A 21,635-nucleotide genomic window follows, 5' to 3' on the forward strand; every position below is an offset into this window, starting at 1 on the left:
ATTCAAAGAGGAGTGAAAAATGGCACGAGAAGTAAAAATCGGCAACCGCATGATCGGAGATGGACATCCTACCTACATCGCGGCTGAAATTGGCATCAACCACAATGGCGACCTGGACATTGCCAAGCGCATGATTCTGGAAGCCAAACGCGCCGGAGTGGATTCGGTTAAATTCCAGAAGCGCACCCCGGAGATCTGTGTGCCGCGCGATCAATGGGATATCATGCGCGAAACGCCATGGGGCTACATCAGTTACATTGAATACCGCCGCAAGATGGAATTCGGTCTGGAAGAGTACAGAGAAATTGACCGGTACTGCAAAGAGGTGGGCATTGACTGGTTTGCTTCGGTATGGGATGAGCCTTCGGTGGACTTTCTGGAGCAGTTCGATCCCATTGCGTACAAAGTGCCTTCGGCGGCGCTGACTGACCATGGCTTACTGCGTAAACTGCGTGACATTGGGCGTCCGGTGATCCTCTCAACCGGTATGTCCACCATGGAACAGATTCGTGCCGCGGTGAGCCTGCTGGACATGGATAAACTGGTCATCACCCATGCCACCAGCACTTATCCCTGTGACCCGGAAGAGTTAAACCTGCGCGTCATCGAAAAACTGCGCGCCGAATTCCCCTGCCCGATTGGTTATTCTGGACACGAAGTGGGCTTGATTCCTTCGGTGGTGGCGGTGGCGCTGGGCGCCTGCCTGGTGGAGCGTCACATTACACTGGATCGCGCCATGTGGGGGTCGGATCAGGCGGCTTCGGTTGAGCCACAGGGTTTTGAGCGCCTTGTGAAATACATCCGGGTGACCGAGGCGGCGCTGGGCGATGGCGTCAAACGGGTTTACCCGAGCGAACTGTCCTCGTTGAAGAAACTGCGCCGCTTCCAGTAAGGGAGAGACAGAGTTGAAACGTCTGGTGAAACGCATTGAACACGGCTTGCGCCGCCGCTGGGTGCACGGTCAGGCAAATCTACGCCTGACTGCGCTGGATGAGGCGGTGCGCCGTGCTTCTCCGCGGGACATCGCCACTGCGCCGGTGGTGTTTTTCAATGCTTCTACCCGTCTTCAGGGGTTGAGTCTAAACGCCGGTTTCCAGCGGGTCACTGCCTGGGCGATGCAGATGGCGGGGGTGCCGGTAGTGCATTTTGTCTGTCAGGGGGGGATGAGCCGCTGTGTGTTAGGCACTCAGCCTGATAACCCATCGGCGCTTCCCCCTTGCGCGGAATGTATTGCCCAGTCCCGCGCAGTCTATGCTCACAGTGATGCGCGCTGGTTTTTACCCGCCCCAGAGGAAGCGCTGGCACGGGTGCTTGTCGGTTTGAGCCTGCCAGAGTTGATGAGTTTTGAGTGGCAGGAAGTTCCCCTGGGCGCGCTGTGTCTCCCGGGGTTGCGCTGGGCGTTGCGTCGTCACCATTTGATTGATGACGAGCCTACCCGTTTCCTGTACCGTGAGTATATCCTCTCCGCGTACCGGGTGGCGCAGGCATTCCGCGCTCTGCTGGATGAAGTTCAACCGCAGGCGGTAGTGGTGTTTAATGGGATGTTTTATCCGGAGGCAACCGCCCGCTTTGTGGCGCGTCAGCGTGGCTTGCGGGTTATCTCTCATGAAGTGGGATTGCGTCCGTTTACGGCGTTCTTCACTACCGGTGATGCGACTGCCTATCCCATTGATATCCCCGCGGATTTTTCCTTATCTTCGGAGCAGGAACAGCGCCTGGATGCCTACCTGGAACAGCGACTGCAGGGCAACTTCACCATGGCAGGGGTGCGTTTCTGGCCCCACATGCGCGGGCTGGAGGCGGACATGCTGGAAAAAATTGCCCGTTTCCGTCAGATGGTGCCTGTCTTCACCAACGTGATTTTTGACACCAGCCAGCCGCACTCCAACGTGCTTTTCTCGAACATGTTTGAGTGGCTGGATCGGGTGCTGGAGGTGATCCAGCGACACCCGGAGACGCTTTTTGTCATTCGCGCCCACCCGGACGAGTCCCGCCCGGGAAAAGCCTCGCGGGAAAGTGTGGCACAGTGGGTTGAAGCGTGCGGTGTGAGGCAACTGCCCAATGTCCATTTTGTGGATTCGCACGAGTACATCAGTTCGTATGAGTTGATTCAGCGCGGGAAGTTTGTTGCTCTCTACAATTCCACCATTGGACTGGAAGCCTCATTGATGGGTGCGCCGGTGCTGTGCGCCGGGCGGGCGCGTTTCACCCAGATCCCTACTGTGTTTTTCCCCGCTTCGGCAGAGGAATACCTTTATCAGATGGAGGACTTCCTGCAAGCCGAGTCCATTGCAGTCCCACCGGAGTTCCGCCAGAACGCCCGCCGCTTCCTTTACTATCAACTTTACAAGGTCTCTTTGCCGTTCGATGAGTTTCTTGAGGAAGACGGTATCTGGAACGGCTATGTGCGCATCAAAGACCTGCCGCCGCAAGCCTTTGATCCCCGTCAATCGGCGGTGTTGCAGGTCATCGTCAACGGGATTTTACACGATACCCCCTTTGTGCTGGAAGGATGAACATGACGACAGGATTAAATCGGGTTGTGGCACTGGTGCCCATGCGGCATCACTCTGAGCGCGTACCGGGAAAAAACTATCGCCCACTGGCGGGCAAGCCGTTGTACCGCCACATTCTGGATACTCTGCTGGCGGTTCCCGAAATTGCCGAGGTGGTCATTGATACCGATAGCCCGGTGATTCTGGACGGGCTTGCCCGTGATTACCCGCAGGTGCGCGCCATTGAGCGTCCCATCCATCTGCGGGATGGCGCGATTCCCATGAACGAAATTCTCATGCATGACACTTCGCTGGTGCCTGCCGATTTGTACCTGCAAACGCACAGCACCAATCCGCTTCTGCGTGCGGAGACGCTCTCCCACGCTATTCGTACCCTGCGCGGTGTTTATCCGGCGTATGACTCGCTCTTTGGCGTGACGCGCCTGCAGGTGCGCCTGTGGGATCAGTTAACCCGCCCGATTAATCACAATCCCGCCATTCTTTTGCGCACCCAGGATTTGCCGCCGGTGTACATGGAAAATTCCTGCGTGTACCTGTTCACCCGGCAAACGCTGGAACAGCGCCGAAACCGTCTTGGCGAGCGTCCTTACATGTTTGAAATTCCTCAGGATGAGGCCTGGGACATTGATGAAGAAAGCACGTTCCAGATGGTTGAGTTTCTTTTGCTGGGCAGGCAGGCAAAAAATCAACAAGGATGAGGTGATTCATGCCCACGGTGTTACTCTCTGCGCCTTACATGATCCCGGTGGTGGATCGTTTCCGCCCGGTATTTTCCCATTATGGGGTGGAGTTGATCATTCCGCCGGTGCGAGAACGCCTTGAAGAGGCGGAATTGCTCGAATATGCTGGACAATTTGATGGTGCGATCTGCGGTGACGACCGCTTTACTGCCCGCGTGATAGAACGCTGTCTGCCCCGTTTGAAGGTGATTTCCAAGTGGGGTACGGGTATTGACTCCATTGACCGTCAAGCCGCTCAGCGCCTCGGGGTGCAGGTGCGCAATACCCCTAATGCGTTCACCCTGCCTGTCTCCGACAGTGTCATGGGCTACATTCTGGCGTTTGCCCGGCAGATTCCCTGGATGGATCGAGCGGTCAAAAGCGGCATCTGGGCAAAACTCCCCGGCTATTCGCTTAGCGAGTGCACATTGGGCGTCGTTGGAGTAGGGAACATTGGTAAAGCAGTGATTCGCCGTGCCCGTGCCTTTGGCATGAAGATTTTAGGGAATGACATTGTGCCCATTGCGCCGGATTTCATCCTTGAAAACGGCGTGGAGATGACTTCCCTGGAAGATTTGCTTGAGCGCAGTGATTTTGTAAGCCTCAATGCAGATTTAAATCCCACCAGTTATCATCTCATCAACGCCGGGACTCTGGCGCACATGAAACCCACAGCCGTACTCATTAACACGGCGCGCGGTCCGCTGGTGGATGAACCTGCGTTGATTCGGGCGCTGGAAGAAAAGCGCATTGCTGGCGCGGCGCTGGATGTGTTTGAAATCGAACCACTGCCGGAGGATTCTCCTCTCCGGCGCATGGAAAACGTTTTGCTGGCAGCGCACAATTCCAATTCCAGCCCGGCGGCATGGGAACGGGTCCACTGGAACACCATCCGCAATTTGCTGGATGGATTGGGCATTCCTCACGATGATCTTGCGCGCTGGATGAAGTCTTAAGAGCCTTTATGCCTCGACGTCTTTCCGATGTCTTCTTCCTCTTGATTGTGCTGGCATACCTCGTTTATGGCGTGGTATTCCTGCTCAAGATGGTTGTGAACATTAATGGTCAGACGTATTTTCTGCTCTTTGATGACGCCACCATTTCGATGACCTATGCCCGTAATCTGGCGCAGGGGTATGGACTGGTGTGGAATCCCGGCGGGGAACGCGTGGAAGGCTACACCAATCTGTTATGGGTGCTGTACATGGCGTTCTTTCATCTGTTCCCCATTCCCGAAAACTGGATGGCGCTTCCCATTCAGGTAACCGGTCTGGTGCTGGTGATTGCCAATCTCTTTGTGGTGCGGCGCATTGCCGGTCGGATTGCTCCTGACAATCCCTGGGTGATGGTGTTGGGAGTGGGGATGACGGCTTTTTATTATCCTCTCACCAACTGGTCCTTGATCGGCACGGAGGTGGGGGTAATTCTGCTGGGGGTGAGCGTTTCGGTCTGGCTGGCGCTGGAAACTCTTGAAGATGGACGTTTCCGCCCGTGGCTGTACCTGTGGATGGGCATTTTGACGCTGGTGCGCATGGATGCGGCGGTGGGCTACCTGACTGTGTGGGCTTTCCTGCTCTGGTTCGATGTGCGCAACCGGCGTTCGCATCTGCTCTGGGGGGCAGGAATGCTTTTCCTTTTTATGGGCGGACAGACCCTCTGGCGGCGCTGGTATTACGGAGAGTGGCTGCCGAACACCTATGTGCTCAAAATGGAGGGGTTGCCAGCCTGGGCGCGCATCCGCCGCGGGGTAATTGCCTTTTACCATTTTGTGCTGGGAATGTTCTTTCCTCTGGTGCTGTTCCCGCTTGCCCTGCCGCTTTTTCGCCGCGATCGGCGGGTGCTCTTGCTGGCGCTGGTCTTTCTGGCGCACTGCGCGTACAGCATCTATGTGGGCGGAGATGCCTGGGAACACCGCGGGGGCGCCAACCGCTTTATCTCGCCGGGAATGCCAGCGTTTTTCCTGCTCTTTGCTTTGACGGCATGGCACTGGGCAGAGTTTCTACTCAAGCAATTGGGGACTCTCTTCCAAGGACTTAAACGACTTATGCCTCTTTTGATGGGTGTAGGTCTGGTGGCATTTGCTGTGCTGTCCCTGCTGATGATGAACCGGCTGGTAAACAATGGCTGGGTGGGCTCCAACCTGCGTCACCCGGAAAAGGGTGCACTGCGCTTTTTCCTGCTATATGAGCGTTCCATTTACGTCCCGGGCAGTTTGCGCTATGCTAAAGATGGTTTGCTGATTCGCGAGATAACGAATCCCGGGGCGAGCGTGGCAATGGTGACGGCGGGGAATATCTGTTATTTTTCCCATCGAACCTGTATTGACCTGCTGGGCAAAGCCGATAAACGCATTGCCCGTTCACCCATTCAGGTTCCCCCGGATGCCGACTGGCAGGTCCTGCGTCCCGGGCATATTAAATTCGATTATTCGTATTCCATTGGTGCCCTCAAGCCCGATGTGGTGGTAGAACTGCTGGAAAGTACCTATGATATTGGAGAGCGGTTTTTAATAGAGTACGAAAAGGTAAAATTGAACGGGCACTGGATGTATTTCCGTAAAGATTCAAAGGCTGTAAACTGGGAGAAGTTATATGCCATACGAGAAGACAGGTGAGACACGTTACATGCTCATAACCGGCGCCGCCGGTGGAATTGGGCGGGCAACCGTCAAGGTGTTTGCCGAAGCCGGATGGGTGGTGATTGGGGTAGATCGCCGTCCTTTTGGCGAGGATTTCCCAAAGAACGGTCTGTTCATTCAGGCGGATATTGCTGACCCGGAAGCCCTGCGGGGAATTTACGATCAGGCGGCGGCATTTACCCATACGCTGGATGCGGTTGTCAACAATGCGGCGATTCAGATTGCCAAACCGCTTCTGGAAACCACCGCAGAAGAATGGGATCTGGTCATGGCTTCTAACCTGCGTTCTGTGTTTTTAGGCGCCAAACTGGGATATCCTCTGCTCAAGGCGGGCGGCGGTGGGGCAATTGTCAACGTATCTTCGGTCCATGCCATTGCCACTTCAGCCAATATTTCTTCCTATGCTGCCAGCAAAGGCGGTTTGCTGGCGCTGACTCGTGCCATGGCAATTGAATTTGCTCCAGATAACATTCGGGTCAATGCCATCCTGCCCGGGGCAGTGGATACCCCCATGTTGCGGATGAGTATGCAACGCGGCAGTCTGACCGGTTCGGATGTGGTGGACCGCCTTGAAAATCTGGCGCGCAAGACCGTTAATGGGCGGGTAGCACAGCCAGAAGAAATTGCCCGTTGTATTTACTTCCTTGCCGACAGCACCCAGTCTTCGTTCATGACGGGGCAGGCGCTGGTGGTGGATGGCGGAGCCACCGCTCGACTCAGTACCGAGTGAGGGAAGCGACCATGCTGGATACGATGAAAAAAGCCATTCCTGTCCCTGTGCGCCGCGCCATTGGCGAGATGCTGGATGCGGTTGACCGCACTGCTCAGATGCCTGCGGCGATGTTTCACCCCTGGAGGCGGGATACTATGGAACGTCTCAGCGCCCTGCATAACCGCCACAAGGGTGAGCGCTGTTTTATCATTGGCAACGGTCCCAGTTTACGCCATACCGATATGAGCAAACTCCGCGGCGAGTACACCCTGGGCATGAACCGTATTTACCTGATGTTCCCAGAACTGGGCTTTCAGACTACTTACTACCTTTCTGTAAACGATCTGGTCATCGAACAGTGTGCCGCTGAAATACAAACCCTGAAGATGCCGCGGTTTGTTTCCTGGAGGGCGCGCCGCTGGCTTACTCCTGAACCTGATCTGTACTTCCTCTGGACCACTTACACCGGTCCCAAATTTGCCACTGATTTGCGCGGCAGACTCTGGGAAGGTGCCACGGTGACCTACACTGCTTTGCAAACGGCTTATTATCTGGGGTTTTCTGAGGTGATTTTGATTGGCGTGGATCATAATTTCACCACGCAGGGGAAGCCCAACACCACAGTGGTTTCTCAGGGCGATGATCCCAATCATTTCTCACCCGCTTACTTCGGCAAGGGCTTCCGCTGGCAGTTGCCCGACCTGGAAACTTCCGAGCGTGCCTACCGAATGGCGCGCGAAGCCTTTGAGCGAGATGGCAGACGGGTGCTCGATGCTACCGTTGGCGGCAAGTTGACCGTTTTCCCCAAAGTGGATTACGAGACCCTCTTCTAGGAGATCATCTCTCATGCCCCCGCTGGTCTCAATCGTCACCCCATCCTTCAATCAGGCGCTCTATCTGGAGCAGACGTTGCGCTCGGTGCTGGAGCAGGATTACCCTGCCATCGAGTATTTTGTGATGGATGGTGGTTCGACCGATGGCAGTGTGGAGATCATTCAACAATACGCCCATCGGCTGGCGGGGTGGGTTTCTGAACCCGATCGGGGACAGGCGGATGCCATCAATAAAGGCTTTTCCCGCGCGCGGGGAGAAATTGTGGCATGGCTCAATTCGGATGATCTCTATTTACCCGGCGCGGTGCGCGCTGCCGTGGAAGCCTTTGAGCGTCATCCCCAGGCGGGGATGGTGTTCGGGGATGTCATCTCTATTGACAGCGAAGGAACCCCTGTCCATGTGATGACCTTTGGGGATTGGACGCTGGATGATTTAATGCAGTTTCGCATCATCAGCCAGCCGGGGGTATTTATCCGCCGTGAGGTGCTTGAACGGGCAGGATTTCTGGACCCCTCTTATCATTTTCTGCTGGATCATCATCTGTGGTTGCGCTGTGCACAGGTTGCGCCGATGGTGTATCTGCGCCAGCGCTTAGCCAGTGCCCGCTTTCATCCGCTGGCGAAGAATGTGGCGCAGGCGGCTCGCTTTGGTCAGGAAGCCTATCGTCTGGTGGACTGGATGGCTCAGGAGCCTGCCCTGGCGGAACGGTTTCGCCGTCTGGAAAAGCCCATTCGGGCGGGAGCGCACCGCCTGAATGCCCGCTACCTGCTGGATGCGGGGCAGATCCGCCCTGCCGCGGCGGCATATACGCGCAGTTTACTGACCCATGCTCCCACAGCGCTGATGGAATGGCGGCGCATTCTGTATGCCTATGCCCGTCTGCTGGTCAATGTGGAAGGACTGAAGCACCTGTATCTGCGTGCCCGGCGGCGGCGCATGAGGTTGTAAACATGGCTCACCGATTGAGCGCCGGGTGGCAGGATCTGCGGGCGGTCTTTTCGCTATCTCCGCTTTCGCGAGATGAACGATGGTACCTGTTGTTCATCTCGCTGGCGGGAATGCTGGTGCGCGTGCCTTTGCTCTCGCGTCCCATGGTGCATGATGAAGCCTACACCTACGTGGCGTTTGCTTCGCGTCCTTTCCTGGCGCTGATTTCCGATTACCATCTTCCCAATAACCACATCTTTCACTCTTTGCTGGTGCACTGGACGACGATGGCGCTGGGAACGCACCCGTGGACGGTGCGCCTGCCCGCCTTCCTTGCCGCAGGGTTGTGCATCCCTGTGCTGGCGGTGCTGGGCGCGCGGATGTACTCCTCCCGCACGGGACTGCTGGCGGCGACTCTGCTGGCGGGTTTGCCGGTTCAGGCTCTCTATGCCACCAATGCGCGCGGATACAGTTTTTATACCCTCCTGACCCTCGTGCTTTTCCTGCTGGCGCAGGCAATTGTGTCTCGTTCCAGCCCTGCCCGTTGGATTCTCATGGTGCTTGTGGCTGGGCTGGGGTTTTGGACGGTGCCGTTCATGGCATATCCCTTTGTGGGAGTGATGCTCTGGCTTTCCCTGGTGCTTTGGGATCGCGAAAACCGTTCCTTTGCTGTGTGGATGCGGAAATTTTCACTTCCGCTGATGGGCGTGGTAGCCGCTACGGGGCTTTTTACGGCGCTGGCGTATTTGCCTGTCGTGTTATGGGGTACGGGGTGGCGTTCGCTGGTGGGGAACGGTTTTGTTCAGCCGCTGGACTGGCATGCCTTCTTCCCAACTGTGCTGGTTCGCCTGCAGGAAACCGCCGATGAATGGACTCTGGGGCTTCCCTCGTGGGTGGGCTGGGTCATCTCAGCCGGAGCGCTCAATTCAATCCTTTTTCACGCCCGTGTCAGTCGAGAACGGTTTTCTCCCCTGTTGATTGTGATGATTGGCGCGGCAGGGGTGGTAATGTTGCAGCGGGCAAATCCCATGGCGCGCCTGTGGACGGCTCTGATCCCGTTCTGGGTGCTGGGCGGGGCGGTTGGATGGTGGCAGGTGTGGAATGTTCTCCGCGGTAAATTGCCCCGCCTCTCCCGCTTTGAATGGATCGCTGGTGTAGTGCTTCTGGCACTTTTGATGACGACTTCTCTTCGTACTGTTTCGCATCTTCACCCGGCGGATGTGCAACCGGTTGCTGACCTTTTGGTTAATGAGAGGGTGGCAAAGCCCTTTGTCGTGGCAGGTACGCCAGATGATGCTCCTTTGTGGTTTTATCTCATGGAAGCGGGGGTGGGGCGGGAGTGGTTTGAAAGCAAACGTATGCACTCGCCCGACACAATATTCATTGTGGTGCGTCCTTCTGAGGGACAAACGCCTCAAAGTGTTCTTGCCGAGCGTGGTCTGGATGATTCGCTTTGCTCACCTTTGCGATTGAGCCTGTGGAATCAGGTGGGCGGTTTACTGGTATTCCGGTGTGAGCCATAGGGATGAGAAAAGGATGCCAGGTATGAGAAATGTCCTGAAGCAATGGCGGAACTCCCGGACAGGAGAAGTTCTCCTTGTGCTGATGTTGCTGGCGGCAGGGCTGTGGATTCGCCTGTATGATCTGGACGATCCGCCGCTGGATTTTCATCCTACCCGGCAACTGCACTCGCTCATTCTGGCGCGGGGGATGTATCTTGCTGACGCGCCCGGTGTTCCCGAATGGCAGAGAGAACGTGCCCGCCTTCAAGCCCGGGCGGAGGGGATCGTTGAACCTCCTGTCATGGAGATGCTGGCGGTGGGCGCCTATCGTTTGCTGGGGAGGGAAGTGCCTCTGGTGGGCAGGTTGTATGCGCTCATGTTCTGGGTGACGGGGGCGCTGGGCGGGTACCTGCTCATGCGCCGCTGGCTTTCTGCGCCGCTTGCGGCTGTGGGGCTGGGTTTCCTGCTCTTTTTCCCTTACGGGGTCATTGCAAGCCGCTCTTTCCAGCCTGATCCGTTGATGGTGGCGCTGATACTCTGGTCTTTGTGGGCATTGACGGGCTGGTGGCAGACGCAATCCTGGCGCTGGTGCATTGCCGCCGGGATTTTGAGCGGGCTGACTCTGCTGATTAAAGCCACCGCTGGGTTTATGCTCTTTTTCCCTCTGGCAGTACTGCTCTGGACTGAAAGGAGTCGCTTTTCCCGCCGCATGGGGGGGCAACTGCTGGCTTTGGGTGGACTGGCGTCTCTTCCCCTGCTGGGGTATTCCCTGTATGGGTGGTTTGTGGTGGGGTATCTTCAACAGCAGATGAGCCTGCGCTTTTTCCCACAGTACTGGATGGATGCGGTGTTTTACCTGCGTTGGGCAAGCCTGCTCACTCAAACCTTTGGACTGGCATGGATGGCGTTTGCCCTGCTGGGGACAATGGTTTTGCCTGTGCCTCTGCGGGCGATCGCGTTTGGAGGATGGATGGGATATGTGGCGTTGGGGCTGGCGCTTCCTCATCATATTTCCACGCACGACTACTACAGTTTGCCTCTTCTTCCCTTCATGGCGCTGGGAATGGCGGGAATGGTTTCAGTATTCCTTCAGCGGCTTGCTGAGCCGCGTCGTCTCTGGCAGGCGGGTATGGCGCTGGTGCTGCTGGGAACTGCGGTCTGGATGCTCTACGAAACCCGCAATACCTTAAGGAAGTCAGATTATCGCGCCGAGCCTGCTTTCTGGCAGTCTCTTGCCGAACAGATGGGGCGCGATGCCCGCGTGATTGGATTGCTCCCCGATTATGGCGCGCGGCTGACCTACTGGGGATGGATCACCCCAACTGCCTGGTGGACGCAGGCAGAGATGGAATTGCGCCGCCGCGCGGGTCAGGATGTAGATGTTCAGGCGTTACTGCAGGAGCAAACCCGTGACAGGGATTATTTTGTCATCACCTTGATGGATGAATGGCAACGTCAGAAAGCCCTGCAGGATTTTCTGGTACAGTATCCTCTGATTCGACAAAGTGATACCTGTTTGATCTTTGATTTGCGCACAAACCGGGGGAACTAAATGGACCCACGTATGAGTCGTCGTACTGGATATGATGCTACCCGCGCGGTGCAGTGGCTGGCTGTCGGTACTTTTTTCATGGCACTGGCTTTTCTGGGCTATCTGGGTACGTATGCGCGTTACTGGGCAGATGATTACTGCTACGGGCTGGTGGCGCGCCAGTCTGGTGTATGGCGGGGGCTGGCGGAGTGGTACACCCTTTCAGGGAACCGCTTTTCGGCATTTGCGCTGGTGGCGTTGCTGGAGCCGCTCGGACTGAATGGCGTGCGCTTTCTCCCTGCGGCGGTGCTGGTGCTATGGGGAGTGAGCACATACCTCTTCTTGGGGGAACTGTTCTCCTTCTTCCGGGTCACCTTTTCACGTCGGGTGATTCTGTTGCTTGCCCTGATGCTGGTGTTCTACAGCGCGTTTCTGGCGCCTGACCGTCTGCAGACGCTTTACTGGCGGATGGGTACGCTCCATTACACCCTGCCTCTGCCCTTGATGTTTCTGACGGGCGCGGGGCTTTTGCGCCTTACCCGCACAGAAATTCCGGGAAAGGGACAGGGGTTATTACTCCTCTTCCCAATGATGTGGTCGTTCTTCATTGGCGGATTTTCGGAGACTACGGGGGCGTTGCAGGTGATGTTCCTTGTCCTGTTAGGGCTGACGGTGTGGAGGAAATCTGCTTCTCTGGAAACGCGCGTCTGGTGGGGATGGCTCTCTGCGCTGTTGGGGGCTGTGCTGGCGCTTGGGGTGATGTTTCTTTCCCCTTCCAATGCCTGGCGGCAGGCAGAACTGCCCCCTCCGCCCGGAATCTGGGAACTGGCTGCCTTTACTTTACGCTATACCCTGGACTTCATCGGATATTCTCTTCGTGGTTTGCCCATCCCCCTTGGAATGCTTGTGCTGACGGTTTGGGGGCTGGTCCTCCTTCAACCGGGGGATCGCATCCCCCTTTCGAAAATGCTAATGGGAATTGGCTTGATTCTGGTGCTTGGGGGAATTCTTCTCCTTGCCAGCATGGCGCCCAGCGTGTATGCTGGATTGCAGTATCCTACCGGGCGAGCGCTGATGCCGGCTCGATTTGTGTTGCTCTCTACCGGTATGGGGGTTGCCATAATGCTGGGATTGGGAATGCGTTCGCCCTATCCTGCGCGAGGGATGTGGCGCTGGCTTGCGCTTGGCGTATTGCTGGCTGGGGCTATTTATCCCATGCGTGGGGTGTTGAACCTGCAGACAGAGTACCAGAACTTGAGCGTTCGCGCGCAACGCTGGGATGAACGTCAGGCACTCATTCTGCAAACCCTTGCCCGTGGAGAACGCTCTCTCATCGTCCGTGAAACCGATGTGGTCATGGGCTTGGAAGACTGGAACGCAGGAGGTAACTGGGTGAGTACCTGCGCAGAACGCTATTATGGTCTGGAACACCTCGAAATTGTGCGTTAAGGAGGGGAGATGACGCTGGTCACAATCGTAACACCTTCGTTCAATCAGGCACGCTTTCTGGAGCAAACCATGCTTTCGGTGCTCAATCAGGACTATCCTCATATCGAGTACATTGTAGTGGATGGCGGTTCTACCGATGGCAGTGTGGAGATCATTCAACGGTATGCCAGTCGGCTTTCCTGGTGGGTATCAGAACCCGATCGGGGACAGACAGATGCTATCAACAAGGGGTTTGCTCACGCACATGGTGAGATTCTGGCATGGCTCAATTCGGATGATACTTACGAACCGGGTGCAGTACGTGCCGCTGTGGAGGCGCTCGAAAAACACCCTGAAGCCGCCATGGTTTATGGAGATGCTCATTACATAGATGAAAACGGCAGGGTGATTGGACGTTTTCCCGCCGCACAAACCGATTACCGCCGGTTGCGCCAAGGATATGTGCACATTCCCCAGCAGGCGGCTTTCTGGCGGGCTTCTTACTGGCGCCAGGTAGGTCCCCTTGACCCGAGCTTTTACTTTGCCATGGATTACGACCTGTGGGTGCGGCTGGCGGCGCTCGCTCCGCTGGTGTATATTCCCGGGCAGGTCTGGGCGAACTTCCGCCTGCATTCGGACGCCAAGACAATTTCAGCGGATGACCGTTGCTGGCCTGAGATGCTGCGGGTGCACCGGCGGCTGGGTGGGGGATGGTTTGCGCCGATTGTCTTCAAGTATTATCTGCGTCGTCTGGTTGCTCCTCTTATCCGCTGGAGAAGAAGGCGCTTATTTACAAACGGCTAACAAAAACCATTTGGTGGGTATAAAATGGTTTTCGATCCTTCGGTCTTATAATACAATACAGGTGGTGCCCTCAGTACATCCGCACTGATAGACTGTCATGCCTGTTCCAAAGGGAGGCTCGCATGGGTAAAGCCCGTCTTTTGATTGTAGAAGATGATGTAGATATCTCCAATATGTTGAAAATCTACTTCACCAGTCAGGGCTATGAAGTAGAAACCGCTTTGCGTGGTAGTGATGCGCTGGAAAAGACACGGCAAAACATGCCCCATTTGATTGTTCTGGACATTATGCTCCCTGATATCAACGGGTACGAGGTTTGCCGTCAACTGCGCACCACCACCCGCACCAGCCATATTCCGGTGATCTTCCTGACCCAGAAAGACGAACGCAGTGACAGACTGCAGGGGCTGGAACTGGGCGCGGACGATTACATCACCAAACCCTTTGATATTGATGAACTGCGCCTGCGCGTTCAGAACGCCATTTCCCGTTCGGAACGTGAGAGTTTGACCGACCCGCAAACAGGGTTGCCCGCAGGACGGATGATCGAAGATCAACTCCGCCAGATGATTCGTCAACCGCGTGGTTGGGCATTCCTTGACGTGCGTATCAATTACTTTGAACCTTTCAAGAATGTCTACGGGTTCATTGCTGGTGGGGATGTTTTACGCTTCACTGCCATGTTGTTGGGCGAGGTAGTGGATGAACTGGGCACTCAGAATGACTTTGTGGGGCATGCGGGCGGCGATAACTTTGTCATTCTCACAGCAGAAGACCGCGCTGAAGTCATCAAACAACGTGCCAAGGAACGGTTTAAAGAGGAAGTTCTCACCCATTACAACTTCATGGATCGTCAGCAGGGCTACATTCTGGCGCCCAACGAAGAAGGAAAGATTGAAACCACCCCGCTGATGACACTGGCGGTGGGTATTGTCTCGCCTGCAACGCACTATTTTGCCGATATCCGGGAAATTACCGAACTGGCGGCAGAAGAGCGGCGGAAAGATGCCGCGAATGAGCGGTAAATCCTTACAGTTGAATGTTTGACGGTTGCAGTGAACGCATTTGATCTGGGGCTGATTTTTATCATCACAGGACTGGTTTTTTTCGGCGTGGTGCGCCTGCTGGCGCAAACTGCCCCGAAAATGCGTCCAGTTCCGGAAGGCGATTTGCTGCACAGTCCCGCCGGCAATGGCGAGGAAGCCGTTCTGGTCGTTGAAGCAGGGGGAAGGGTGCGTTCGCTTAACGAGCGTGCCCGGCAGGTGTTCCAGTTGCGGGAAGATGAAATCCCCGATCTGGAACGTCTGGTGCGTCATGCCCGCCCAGTGGATGCTTTGATGATGTTATGCGCCGGAGAGGGACGGGCGCGTTTTGTCTTAAACGGGCGTTTCGTGGAAGGGGTTTCGTATGCCCTGACCTTTCAACAGGATAAACTGGTACTGGTTTCCCTGCGCTTTCCTGAATTGACCGGATTGACAGAAGGCGGTGAGCAGGGTTTATCGTCTCAAACCCTGCAAACCTTTACCGAACTCACCCGTGCCATGGCGGCGAGCCTTGATCTGGAACAAACCCTCACTGCCGTTCTGGAAGGTGTGGAGAAAATAGTTCCCGCAGATTATCTTGAAGTAGGGGTTTGGGATAGCGAACTTCGCCGATTTGTTTTCTTCCAGTTAAACTGGGTTTCCAGCAGTGAACGGCGTCTGGAACAGGACCCCGTAGGAGGCGCTCCGGGTGAGGGATATACAGGCTTTCTGTATCAGGAACGTGTCCCTCTGCTGATCACTGATATCTCGCGGCGCATGGATGTGCGCCCCGCTGAAGGACGTATGCCGGGCATCCGCTCGTTTATGGGGTTGCCTCTTATGGCAGATGGCGAATTTGTCGGCACACTGGAACTGGGTTCGCGGGTGATCGGCGCATTCCGTGAAGAAGATTTGGGACTGATTCGCCTGCTTGCCGAACAGGCCGCCCTTGCCATCCGCAATGCGCTGGTTTTTCAGGAAGAGAAAAAACGCAGTACCGAATTGAGCCGTTTGTCGCAACTGACGCAGGCTTTTGGCTCCATGCGAGACCCCAAAAGCCTGTTCTCCCGGCTGGTGGAGAACGTTGCCCGGTTGATTAAAGTCCACATAGCGGGTTTTCTGCTCTACCAGGAAGCCCAACGAGTCCTGGAAGCGCAGATTCCTTTCTACGGGTTGCCCGACCAGATTACGGAACTCTACCGCGTCAATGTTGGTATCAACAGCCCGCTGGAAAACGCCCTGCTTGAGCAGGATGTTCTCCTGACGGAAGATGCCAGTACTGACCCGCTGTGGGAAAACCTCGGACTGGCGTTTGTGGCACAAGCCGCCAGTTTACATGAGACGGTGCTGGTGCCTCTGCAATCCGGCGGACGTATGCTTGGCTATCTGCAGGTCTCTAACCGGTTGGAAGGCGGTTCCTTCACCCAGTCTGAGTTAAACCTGCTGATGATTGTCTCCAATCAGGTCGCTTCCATCATTGAGAATGCGCTGCTCGTTCAGCAGTCCCGCCAGCGCGCTCAGCGCGCAGAAGCCTTGCGCCAAATTGTCAGCCTGACCAGTTCTGCTGCCAACCTGGATGAAATTTTGCAGTTCTCCGTTCAGGAACTGGCGCGTTTGCTCCGCGCAGAGGTGGGTGCCGTATTCCTGATGGATCAAGCCCGAACGACGCTCAGTCTTCATCGCAGTTCGTTTGTTGGTCCCGCAGTAGATTTGCCTGAGCGGGTTACCCGTTTACAGGTAGATGATGCGCAATTCCCCTTTACCATCACTGAATCGCAGGAAGTCCTGCGGGTTGGTTTGATTACCGACGAGGTGCCCATCATTCCCTTCTACCGGCACCTGTTGAGTCAGTGGAATGTGCACTCCGTGCTGGCGGTTCCGCTGGTGGTACGCAGTTTGGGAGTGGGTGAATTATGGTTTGGAAATTCCGGAGAAGATGCCTTTGATGCCCTGGATGTTCAGTTAGTTGCCACCGCGGCAGGGCAACTGGCGGGTGCGGTAGAGCAAATTTTCCTGCGCGAACAAACCGACGAAAGTTTGCGCCGCCGGGTGGATCAACTGATGTCCATCACCCGCATCAGCCGTGAACTGAGCAACTCGCTGGACCTGGATGCCATTTTACGGGTCATTCACAGCGAAGCCGTGCGTATCACCGGCGCCGATTGCGGTTCCATTCTGTTCTTCGACCCCAGGCAACCGGAAGAAGGGCTTCCGGTTGTCCGTCGGGTATATGGCGATGCCCACAGCGGTGAATTGACTTCGCTGGAACTGCGGGCTGTGGAGAATCTGCAAGGGGTGCGGGAGGAAGACTTTGTTCAGGCAGGGTTAAACCCGCCCCATGTGGGTGTCCGTTCGGGTCTGGCTGTCCCGATTCTGATTCGGCAGACGCTGGGCGGGGTGATTTCCCTGCACGGATTGCGTCCTGCTCAGTTTGATGAGAATGCTCTGGAGATGGCGCAGTCGTTAGCCGTGCAGGCGGCGGTGGCGTTGCGCAACGCCGTGCAGTTTGAGGATGAGAGCCGTCGCAGCGCTTTGCTCAAGCGCGAACTGGATACCCTGGCGGAACTGCTCGAAGTATCCCGTTTCCTGCGTCCCAATTTGCCGCTGGAAGAATCGCTGGTGGCGATTGGCTCTGCGATTCGTCAGGCAACCCCGTTCCAGGTGAATGTTATCAGTGTCTATGAGCCTTCCGATGGAACGCTTCGGCGGGTGTGTGCGACCGGCTTGACGCTGGAACAGTGGGAAGAGTTGAAGTCGCACGTACAACCGTGGGAGAGCCTGCGTTCTCTCTTGCGTCCCGAGTTCCGTGTGGGCAGTGTGTACTTCATTCCGGCAGATCGCTCTCCGGCAATTCCTGCGGATGTGCACGTGCTGGAATTCGACCAGCCCGTCAGCGATCTGGGAAAAGACGCCTGGAATCCGGAAGATTTCCTGCTCGTCCCGTTGTACGACTCGGCGGGCAACCCGCTGGGCTTGATCAGCGTAGATATGCCTTCCGATGGACGCCGACCTGACCGTCCCACTTTTGAAGCGCTGGAAATCTTTGGCGTGCAAGCCGGTTTGATGATTGAAAGCCACCGCCGCGTTTCCTCGCTGGAAGCGCGTCTGAGCGAACTGGAAGGCGAGCGCGAGCGTCTGACCCGAGCGGCAGAGGCGGCGCGCCTCAACATGCCGGTGCTCTTGCGTCGTGATCTGGAGCACACCCTCGAATTGCAGGACCTGAACCGCCGCATTGAGCGCATCCGCGCCTCGCTGGAAATTGCCGCCCAGGCGAATGCTCAGGACGATGCCTTTGCCGTGTTACGCACGCTGGCGCAGGGACTGCTGACCCGCTTTGCTCTGCAGGTAGCGTTAATCGCCGAGCGCACCCCCTCTGGAGTACGGCTGGTGGAAACGCTGGGTACTGTCCCGGAAGGGTGCAATGTCGAAGCCCTGTTTGGTCAGCGAAATCCGCTCCGGCATTTGCTTCAGACGGGCACAGAGCAGGGCAATGCTCTGCTGGTTGCCAGTGTGGATGCTCACCCGGACTGGCATCAGAGCGCCCTGCTCAACGGGCTGGAAGCAAGAAGTTTTGTGGGATTGTACCTGCCGGGGAGAAGCGGAAAACGCTACGGAGTACTGGTGGTTGGGCGCCGCACGCTGGGCGCATTCTCGGAAGAAGATCGGCGCATCTTTGAACAGTTATCGCGACAGGTCAGCACAGGCTTGCAGAACCTGCAATTGCTGGAAGAGATGCGGCGGCGTCTGGAAGAGGTCAACTACCTGCTGGAGTTCAGCCTTAAACTGAGTACTCTCAAACCTGAAGAAATTTATCGCTCTCTGGTGGAGAGCGTCCGCGAAGTCCTTCCGCAGGCGCAGGCGGGCTGGGTGGGTTTATTCGATCCCGAACGGGCATTGATTCACCCGCAGGTGGCTTCTGGCTATGTGGACAATGAAGCCGCCCTCAAGACTACTTACAGTCTGGTCAGTACCACCGGTTTGCTGGGAGATACACCGCGCCTGCTGATGTTGCGCGTATTGCGCACAGGTGAACCGTTGCGTGTAGCCGAAGTGGATTTCCCGACTCAGTACCACCTCTCTCCAGAAGATTTGTTGAGTTACCGTCAGGCTACCCGCGGACGGTTGCCCATTTCCTGTATGATGTTGCCCTTGCGCCTTGCTGATAAGGTCAGCGGTGTGCTGGTGCTGGAGAACTTTGAACAGCCTGACGCCTTCCATGAAGAAGATGAAGCCCTGGCATATTCTTTCACCCAGCAGGCAGGACTGGCACTGGAGAATGCCCGTCTGTATCAGACGGTAGAGGTGCGCGCTACCCAACTGCAAAGCTTGACGCAGACCTCCAGCCGCCTGACTTCCAGCCTGAAGCGCGAGGAACTGGTTGCGCAATTGCTCGATTTGCTTTCCTCTGTGGTGCCGTACGATACAGCCACCCTCTGGTTGCGGGAAGGCGACTGGCTGACCGTGTTTTCGGCGCGGGGTTTTGAAGACGATCAAAGCCGCATCGGGCTTTCTGCTGCGGTGGAAGACAGCCTGCTCTTTCGCGAGATGGTGGAAACGGGGGCGCCGATTGCCATCAAAGATGTGCGTTCAGATGCCCGCTTCCCCGCACTGGTGCCACCCGATCGTCTCTCATGGTTGGGTATCCCGCTCATTGTCAAGGGTGAAGTGATCGGGCTGATTGCCTGTGAGAAAAAGGAAGCCGGGTTCTTTACCGATGAATATCTTCAGGTGGCGACGACCTTTGCCGGACAGGCGGCGGTGGCGCTGGAAAATGCCCGCCTCTTTGAAGAATCGGTGCGCCGTGCCGCCGAACTGGATCAGCGGTCCCAGCGCCTGGCGTTGCTCAACCGTCTCTCCGGGGAACTGGGACAATCCCTCGATATCCCTTACATTTTGCGTGTCACCGGTCAGCATCTGCAGGAAGCGCTCCGGGCGGACATTGTTGCCTTTGTAATGGCATCTTCTGATGGAGAGAATCTCCTCGAACTGGAAGAGCCGCTTCAGCAGGATCTTACCCTTCCGGTTGTGGTGCAAGATGTGCCCTTACTCAAACATCTGAAAGACACGCAGGGTATTTTCAATTCCGATACCCTGTCGGCGGAGACTGAACTGGGCGACTGGTATGGGCAGTATTTTGAGAAGCGGGGCATTCAGTCGTTGCTGGTTGTGCCGTTGATTGCCGCCAGCACCCTGCATGGCTGGATTCTGTTGCAGAAGCGGGAAGCCTACCGTTTTGCAGTGGCAGAGATCGAACTGGCGCGCACGGTGGCGAATCAGGCGGCAATTGCCATTCAGAACGCCCGCCTGTTTGAGGAAACCCGCAGTCTCACCGAGACGCTTGAAAGACGGGTGGAGGAGCGCACCAGCGAACTGCGCCGCGAGCATCAAAACTCGCAAACCCTGTTGCGGGTCATCAGCGAACTCTCCACCAGTCTGGATATGGATCTGGTGCTTAACCGCGCTCTGGGTGTCATTAACGAGTCGCTCGGTTCGCATGAGAGCCTTGCCTTCATGTTGCAGGGTAATGGAAAGCCGTTCCGTGCAGGCGAAAATCTCGTTGCCGCATGGGAGAGTGCCGGTCGAAAGGTAGCGCTGGAACGCGAGATCACCATGCTGGTAGCAAAAAACCGCAAGGCGCTCCTGCTTTCTGATGTATTAGCCGATCCGCGCTGGCAAATTCCCGCTTCGGAAACGCCCACATACCGCAGTGTGCTGGCGGTTCCCATTATTATGGGCGAGGAGGTGCTTGGCGCGCTTTTGCTCCTGCATCGCGACCCCGGTTACTTCTATGAGAATCAGATTCCGCTGGCAGAAGCCACCGCGCGACAAATTGGTATTGCCATTAATAATGCGGAACTGTTCAACTTGATTCGGGATCAGTCGGAGCATCTGGGCAAGATGTTGCGCGAACAGCAAATTGAAGCCAGCCGCTCGCGCGCTTTGCTCGAAGCCATTGCCGACGGGGTGCTGGTCACCGATGGCGAGGGTAAGATTACCCTCTTCAACGCCTCTGCTGAACGCATACTGGATCTCAGAGCGCAGGATGTGGTTGGGCGTCCGCTGGAGCAGTTTTCCGGTCTGTTTGGACGCACCGGCACCAACTGGTTGCGCACCATCCGGAACTGGTCGAAGGAACCCAAGTCCTACGGTGGTGAATTCTTTGCCGATCAGTTTGATCTGGATAACGGCAAAGTCATTGCGGTGCATCTGGCACCGGTATTCTGGCGTTCTCAATTCCTCGGCACGGTGAGTATCTTCCGCGATATCACCCATGAGGTACAGGTAGATCGCATGAAGTCTGAGTTTGTCGCCAATGTCAGCCATGAACTGCGCACACCGATGACCTCGATCAAGGGCTATGTGGAAATCATGCTGTTGGGTGCTACTGGCGAACTGACCCCGCAACAGCGCCACTTCCTGGAAATTGTCAAGAATAATACCGAGCGCCTTGGGGTTTTAGTTAATGACCTGCTGGATCTGTCACGCATCGAGTCGGGGAAGATCACCCTGAACATGACCGATTTGAACCTGCGCCTGCTGGCAGAAGAGGTGATGGAGTATGTCTCCCGCCGCTCTCAGGAAGAGGAAAAGCCCATGAACTTCTCCCTGGAGGTGGCGGATGATCTGCCGCCCGTGCGTGGAGACGAAGAACGCATCCGTCAGGTGCTGACCAATCTGGTGGTGAACGGTTACAACTACACGCCAGAAAATGGGCACGTGTGGGTGCGGATTTTCCGTAATAACGGTGAAGTCCAGGTGGACGTACAGGATGACGGCATTGGCATCAGCATTGAAGATCAGGACCGCATCTTTGAGCGCTTCTACCGCGGCGAAGATCCGCTGGTGTTGAAAACCGCTGGCACCGGCCTGGGGCTGGCGGTGGCAAAGACCATCGTCACCATGCACAACGGACGAATCTGGTTCAAGAGCAGTGGGATTCGTGGTGAAGGCAGTACATTCTCTTTCACATTACCGATTAATTCTGTGGAGTGAGGCGAAAGA

At 56.2% G+C, this 21,635-nt stretch carries 14 protein-coding genes; all 14 read left to right on the forward strand.

All coding sequences use genetic code 11. From position 1 onward, the window contains the following. Positions 1 to 19: 19 nt before the first annotated feature. The 14 genes from LHF31_RS11170 (at position 20) to LHF31_RS11235 (ending at position 21,626) form a co-directional block, all read left to right on the forward strand. On the forward strand, positions 20 to 892 hold the full coding sequence (locus LHF31_RS11170; RefSeq protein ID WP_298008238.1) for an N-acetylneuraminate synthase family protein: 873 nt from the start codon (positions 20 to 22) through the stop codon (positions 890 to 892). A 13-nt stretch (positions 893 to 905) separates the two neighbouring features. Then, complete coding sequence (locus LHF31_RS11175; RefSeq protein WP_298008237.1) at positions 906 to 2,516, forward strand: hypothetical protein; 1,611 nt, start codon at positions 906 to 908, stop codon at positions 2,514 to 2,516. 2 nt (positions 2,517 to 2,518) lie between these two features. Continuing rightward, positions 2,519 to 3,214 carry an acylneuraminate cytidylyltransferase family protein gene (locus tag LHF31_RS11180; RefSeq protein ID WP_298008235.1) on the forward strand — a complete coding sequence of 232 codons (696 nt, stop codon included), beginning with the start codon at positions 2,519 to 2,521 and terminating at the stop codon, positions 3,212 to 3,214. Positions 3,215 to 3,222: 8 nt separating this feature from the next. Next, a complete protein-coding gene (locus tag LHF31_RS11185; protein WP_298008234.1) occupies positions 3,223 to 4,191 on the forward strand; it encodes a phosphoglycerate dehydrogenase in 969 nt (322 codons plus the stop codon). Positions 4,192 to 4,199: 8 nt separating this feature from the next. Beyond that, entirely contained in the window at positions 4,200 to 5,849 is a 1,650-nt protein-coding gene (locus LHF31_RS11190) for a hypothetical protein (RefSeq protein WP_298008232.1), read from the forward strand. After that, positions 5,827 to 6,603, forward strand: coding sequence for an SDR family NAD(P)-dependent oxidoreductase (locus tag LHF31_RS11195; RefSeq protein WP_298008229.1), 777 nt, complete (start codon positions 5,827 to 5,829; stop codon positions 6,601 to 6,603). Before LHF31_RS11190 ends, LHF31_RS11195 begins: the two co-directional genes overlap by 23 nt. A gap of 11 nt (positions 6,604 to 6,614) precedes the next feature. Continuing rightward, entirely contained in the window at positions 6,615 to 7,418 is an 804-nt protein-coding gene (locus LHF31_RS11200) for a 6-hydroxymethylpterin diphosphokinase MptE-like protein (RefSeq protein ID WP_298008227.1), read from the forward strand. A gap of 13 nt (positions 7,419 to 7,431) precedes the next feature. Then, positions 7,432 to 8,367 carry a glycosyltransferase family 2 protein gene (locus LHF31_RS11205; RefSeq protein ID WP_298008225.1) on the forward strand — a complete coding sequence of 312 codons (936 nt, stop codon included), beginning with the start codon at positions 7,432 to 7,434 and terminating at the stop codon, positions 8,365 to 8,367. Positions 8,368 to 8,369: 2 nt separating this feature from the next. Then, positions 8,370 to 9,869 carry a glycosyltransferase family 39 protein gene (locus LHF31_RS11210; RefSeq protein ID WP_298008223.1) on the forward strand — a complete coding sequence of 500 codons (1,500 nt, stop codon included), beginning with the start codon at positions 8,370 to 8,372 and terminating at the stop codon, positions 9,867 to 9,869. A gap of 22 nt (positions 9,870 to 9,891) precedes the next feature. Beyond that, complete coding sequence (locus LHF31_RS11215; protein ID WP_303774228.1) at positions 9,892 to 11,400, forward strand: glycosyltransferase family 39 protein; 1,509 nt, start codon at positions 9,892 to 9,894, stop codon at positions 11,398 to 11,400. Beyond that, a complete protein-coding gene (locus LHF31_RS11220) occupies positions 11,401 to 12,828 on the forward strand; it encodes a DUF6056 family protein (RefSeq protein ID WP_298005541.1) in 1,428 nt (475 codons plus the stop codon). A 9-nt stretch (positions 12,829 to 12,837) separates the two neighbouring features. Continuing rightward, positions 12,838 to 13,611, forward strand: a complete 774-nt coding sequence (locus LHF31_RS11225; protein ID WP_298005539.1) for a glycosyltransferase family 2 protein — start codon at positions 12,838 to 12,840, stop codon at positions 13,609 to 13,611. Positions 13,612 to 13,733: 122 nt separating this feature from the next. Next, positions 13,734 to 14,636 (forward strand): response regulator, encoded by a 903-nt coding sequence (locus LHF31_RS11230; RefSeq protein ID WP_298005537.1) that lies wholly within the window; start codon positions 13,734 to 13,736, stop codon positions 14,634 to 14,636. Positions 14,637 to 14,666: 30 nt separating this feature from the next. Further along, positions 14,667 to 21,626 carry a GAF domain-containing protein gene (locus LHF31_RS11235; RefSeq protein WP_303774229.1) on the forward strand — a complete coding sequence of 2,320 codons (6,960 nt, stop codon included), beginning with the start codon at positions 14,667 to 14,669 and terminating at the stop codon, positions 21,624 to 21,626. Positions 21,627 to 21,635 lie beyond the last annotated feature (9 nt).

Origin of the sequence: Anaerolinea thermophila (assembly GCF_020723905.1) — a bacterium.
Taxonomy (GTDB): Bacteria; Chloroflexota; Anaerolineae; order Anaerolineales; family Anaerolineaceae; genus Anaerolinea; species Anaerolinea thermophila_A.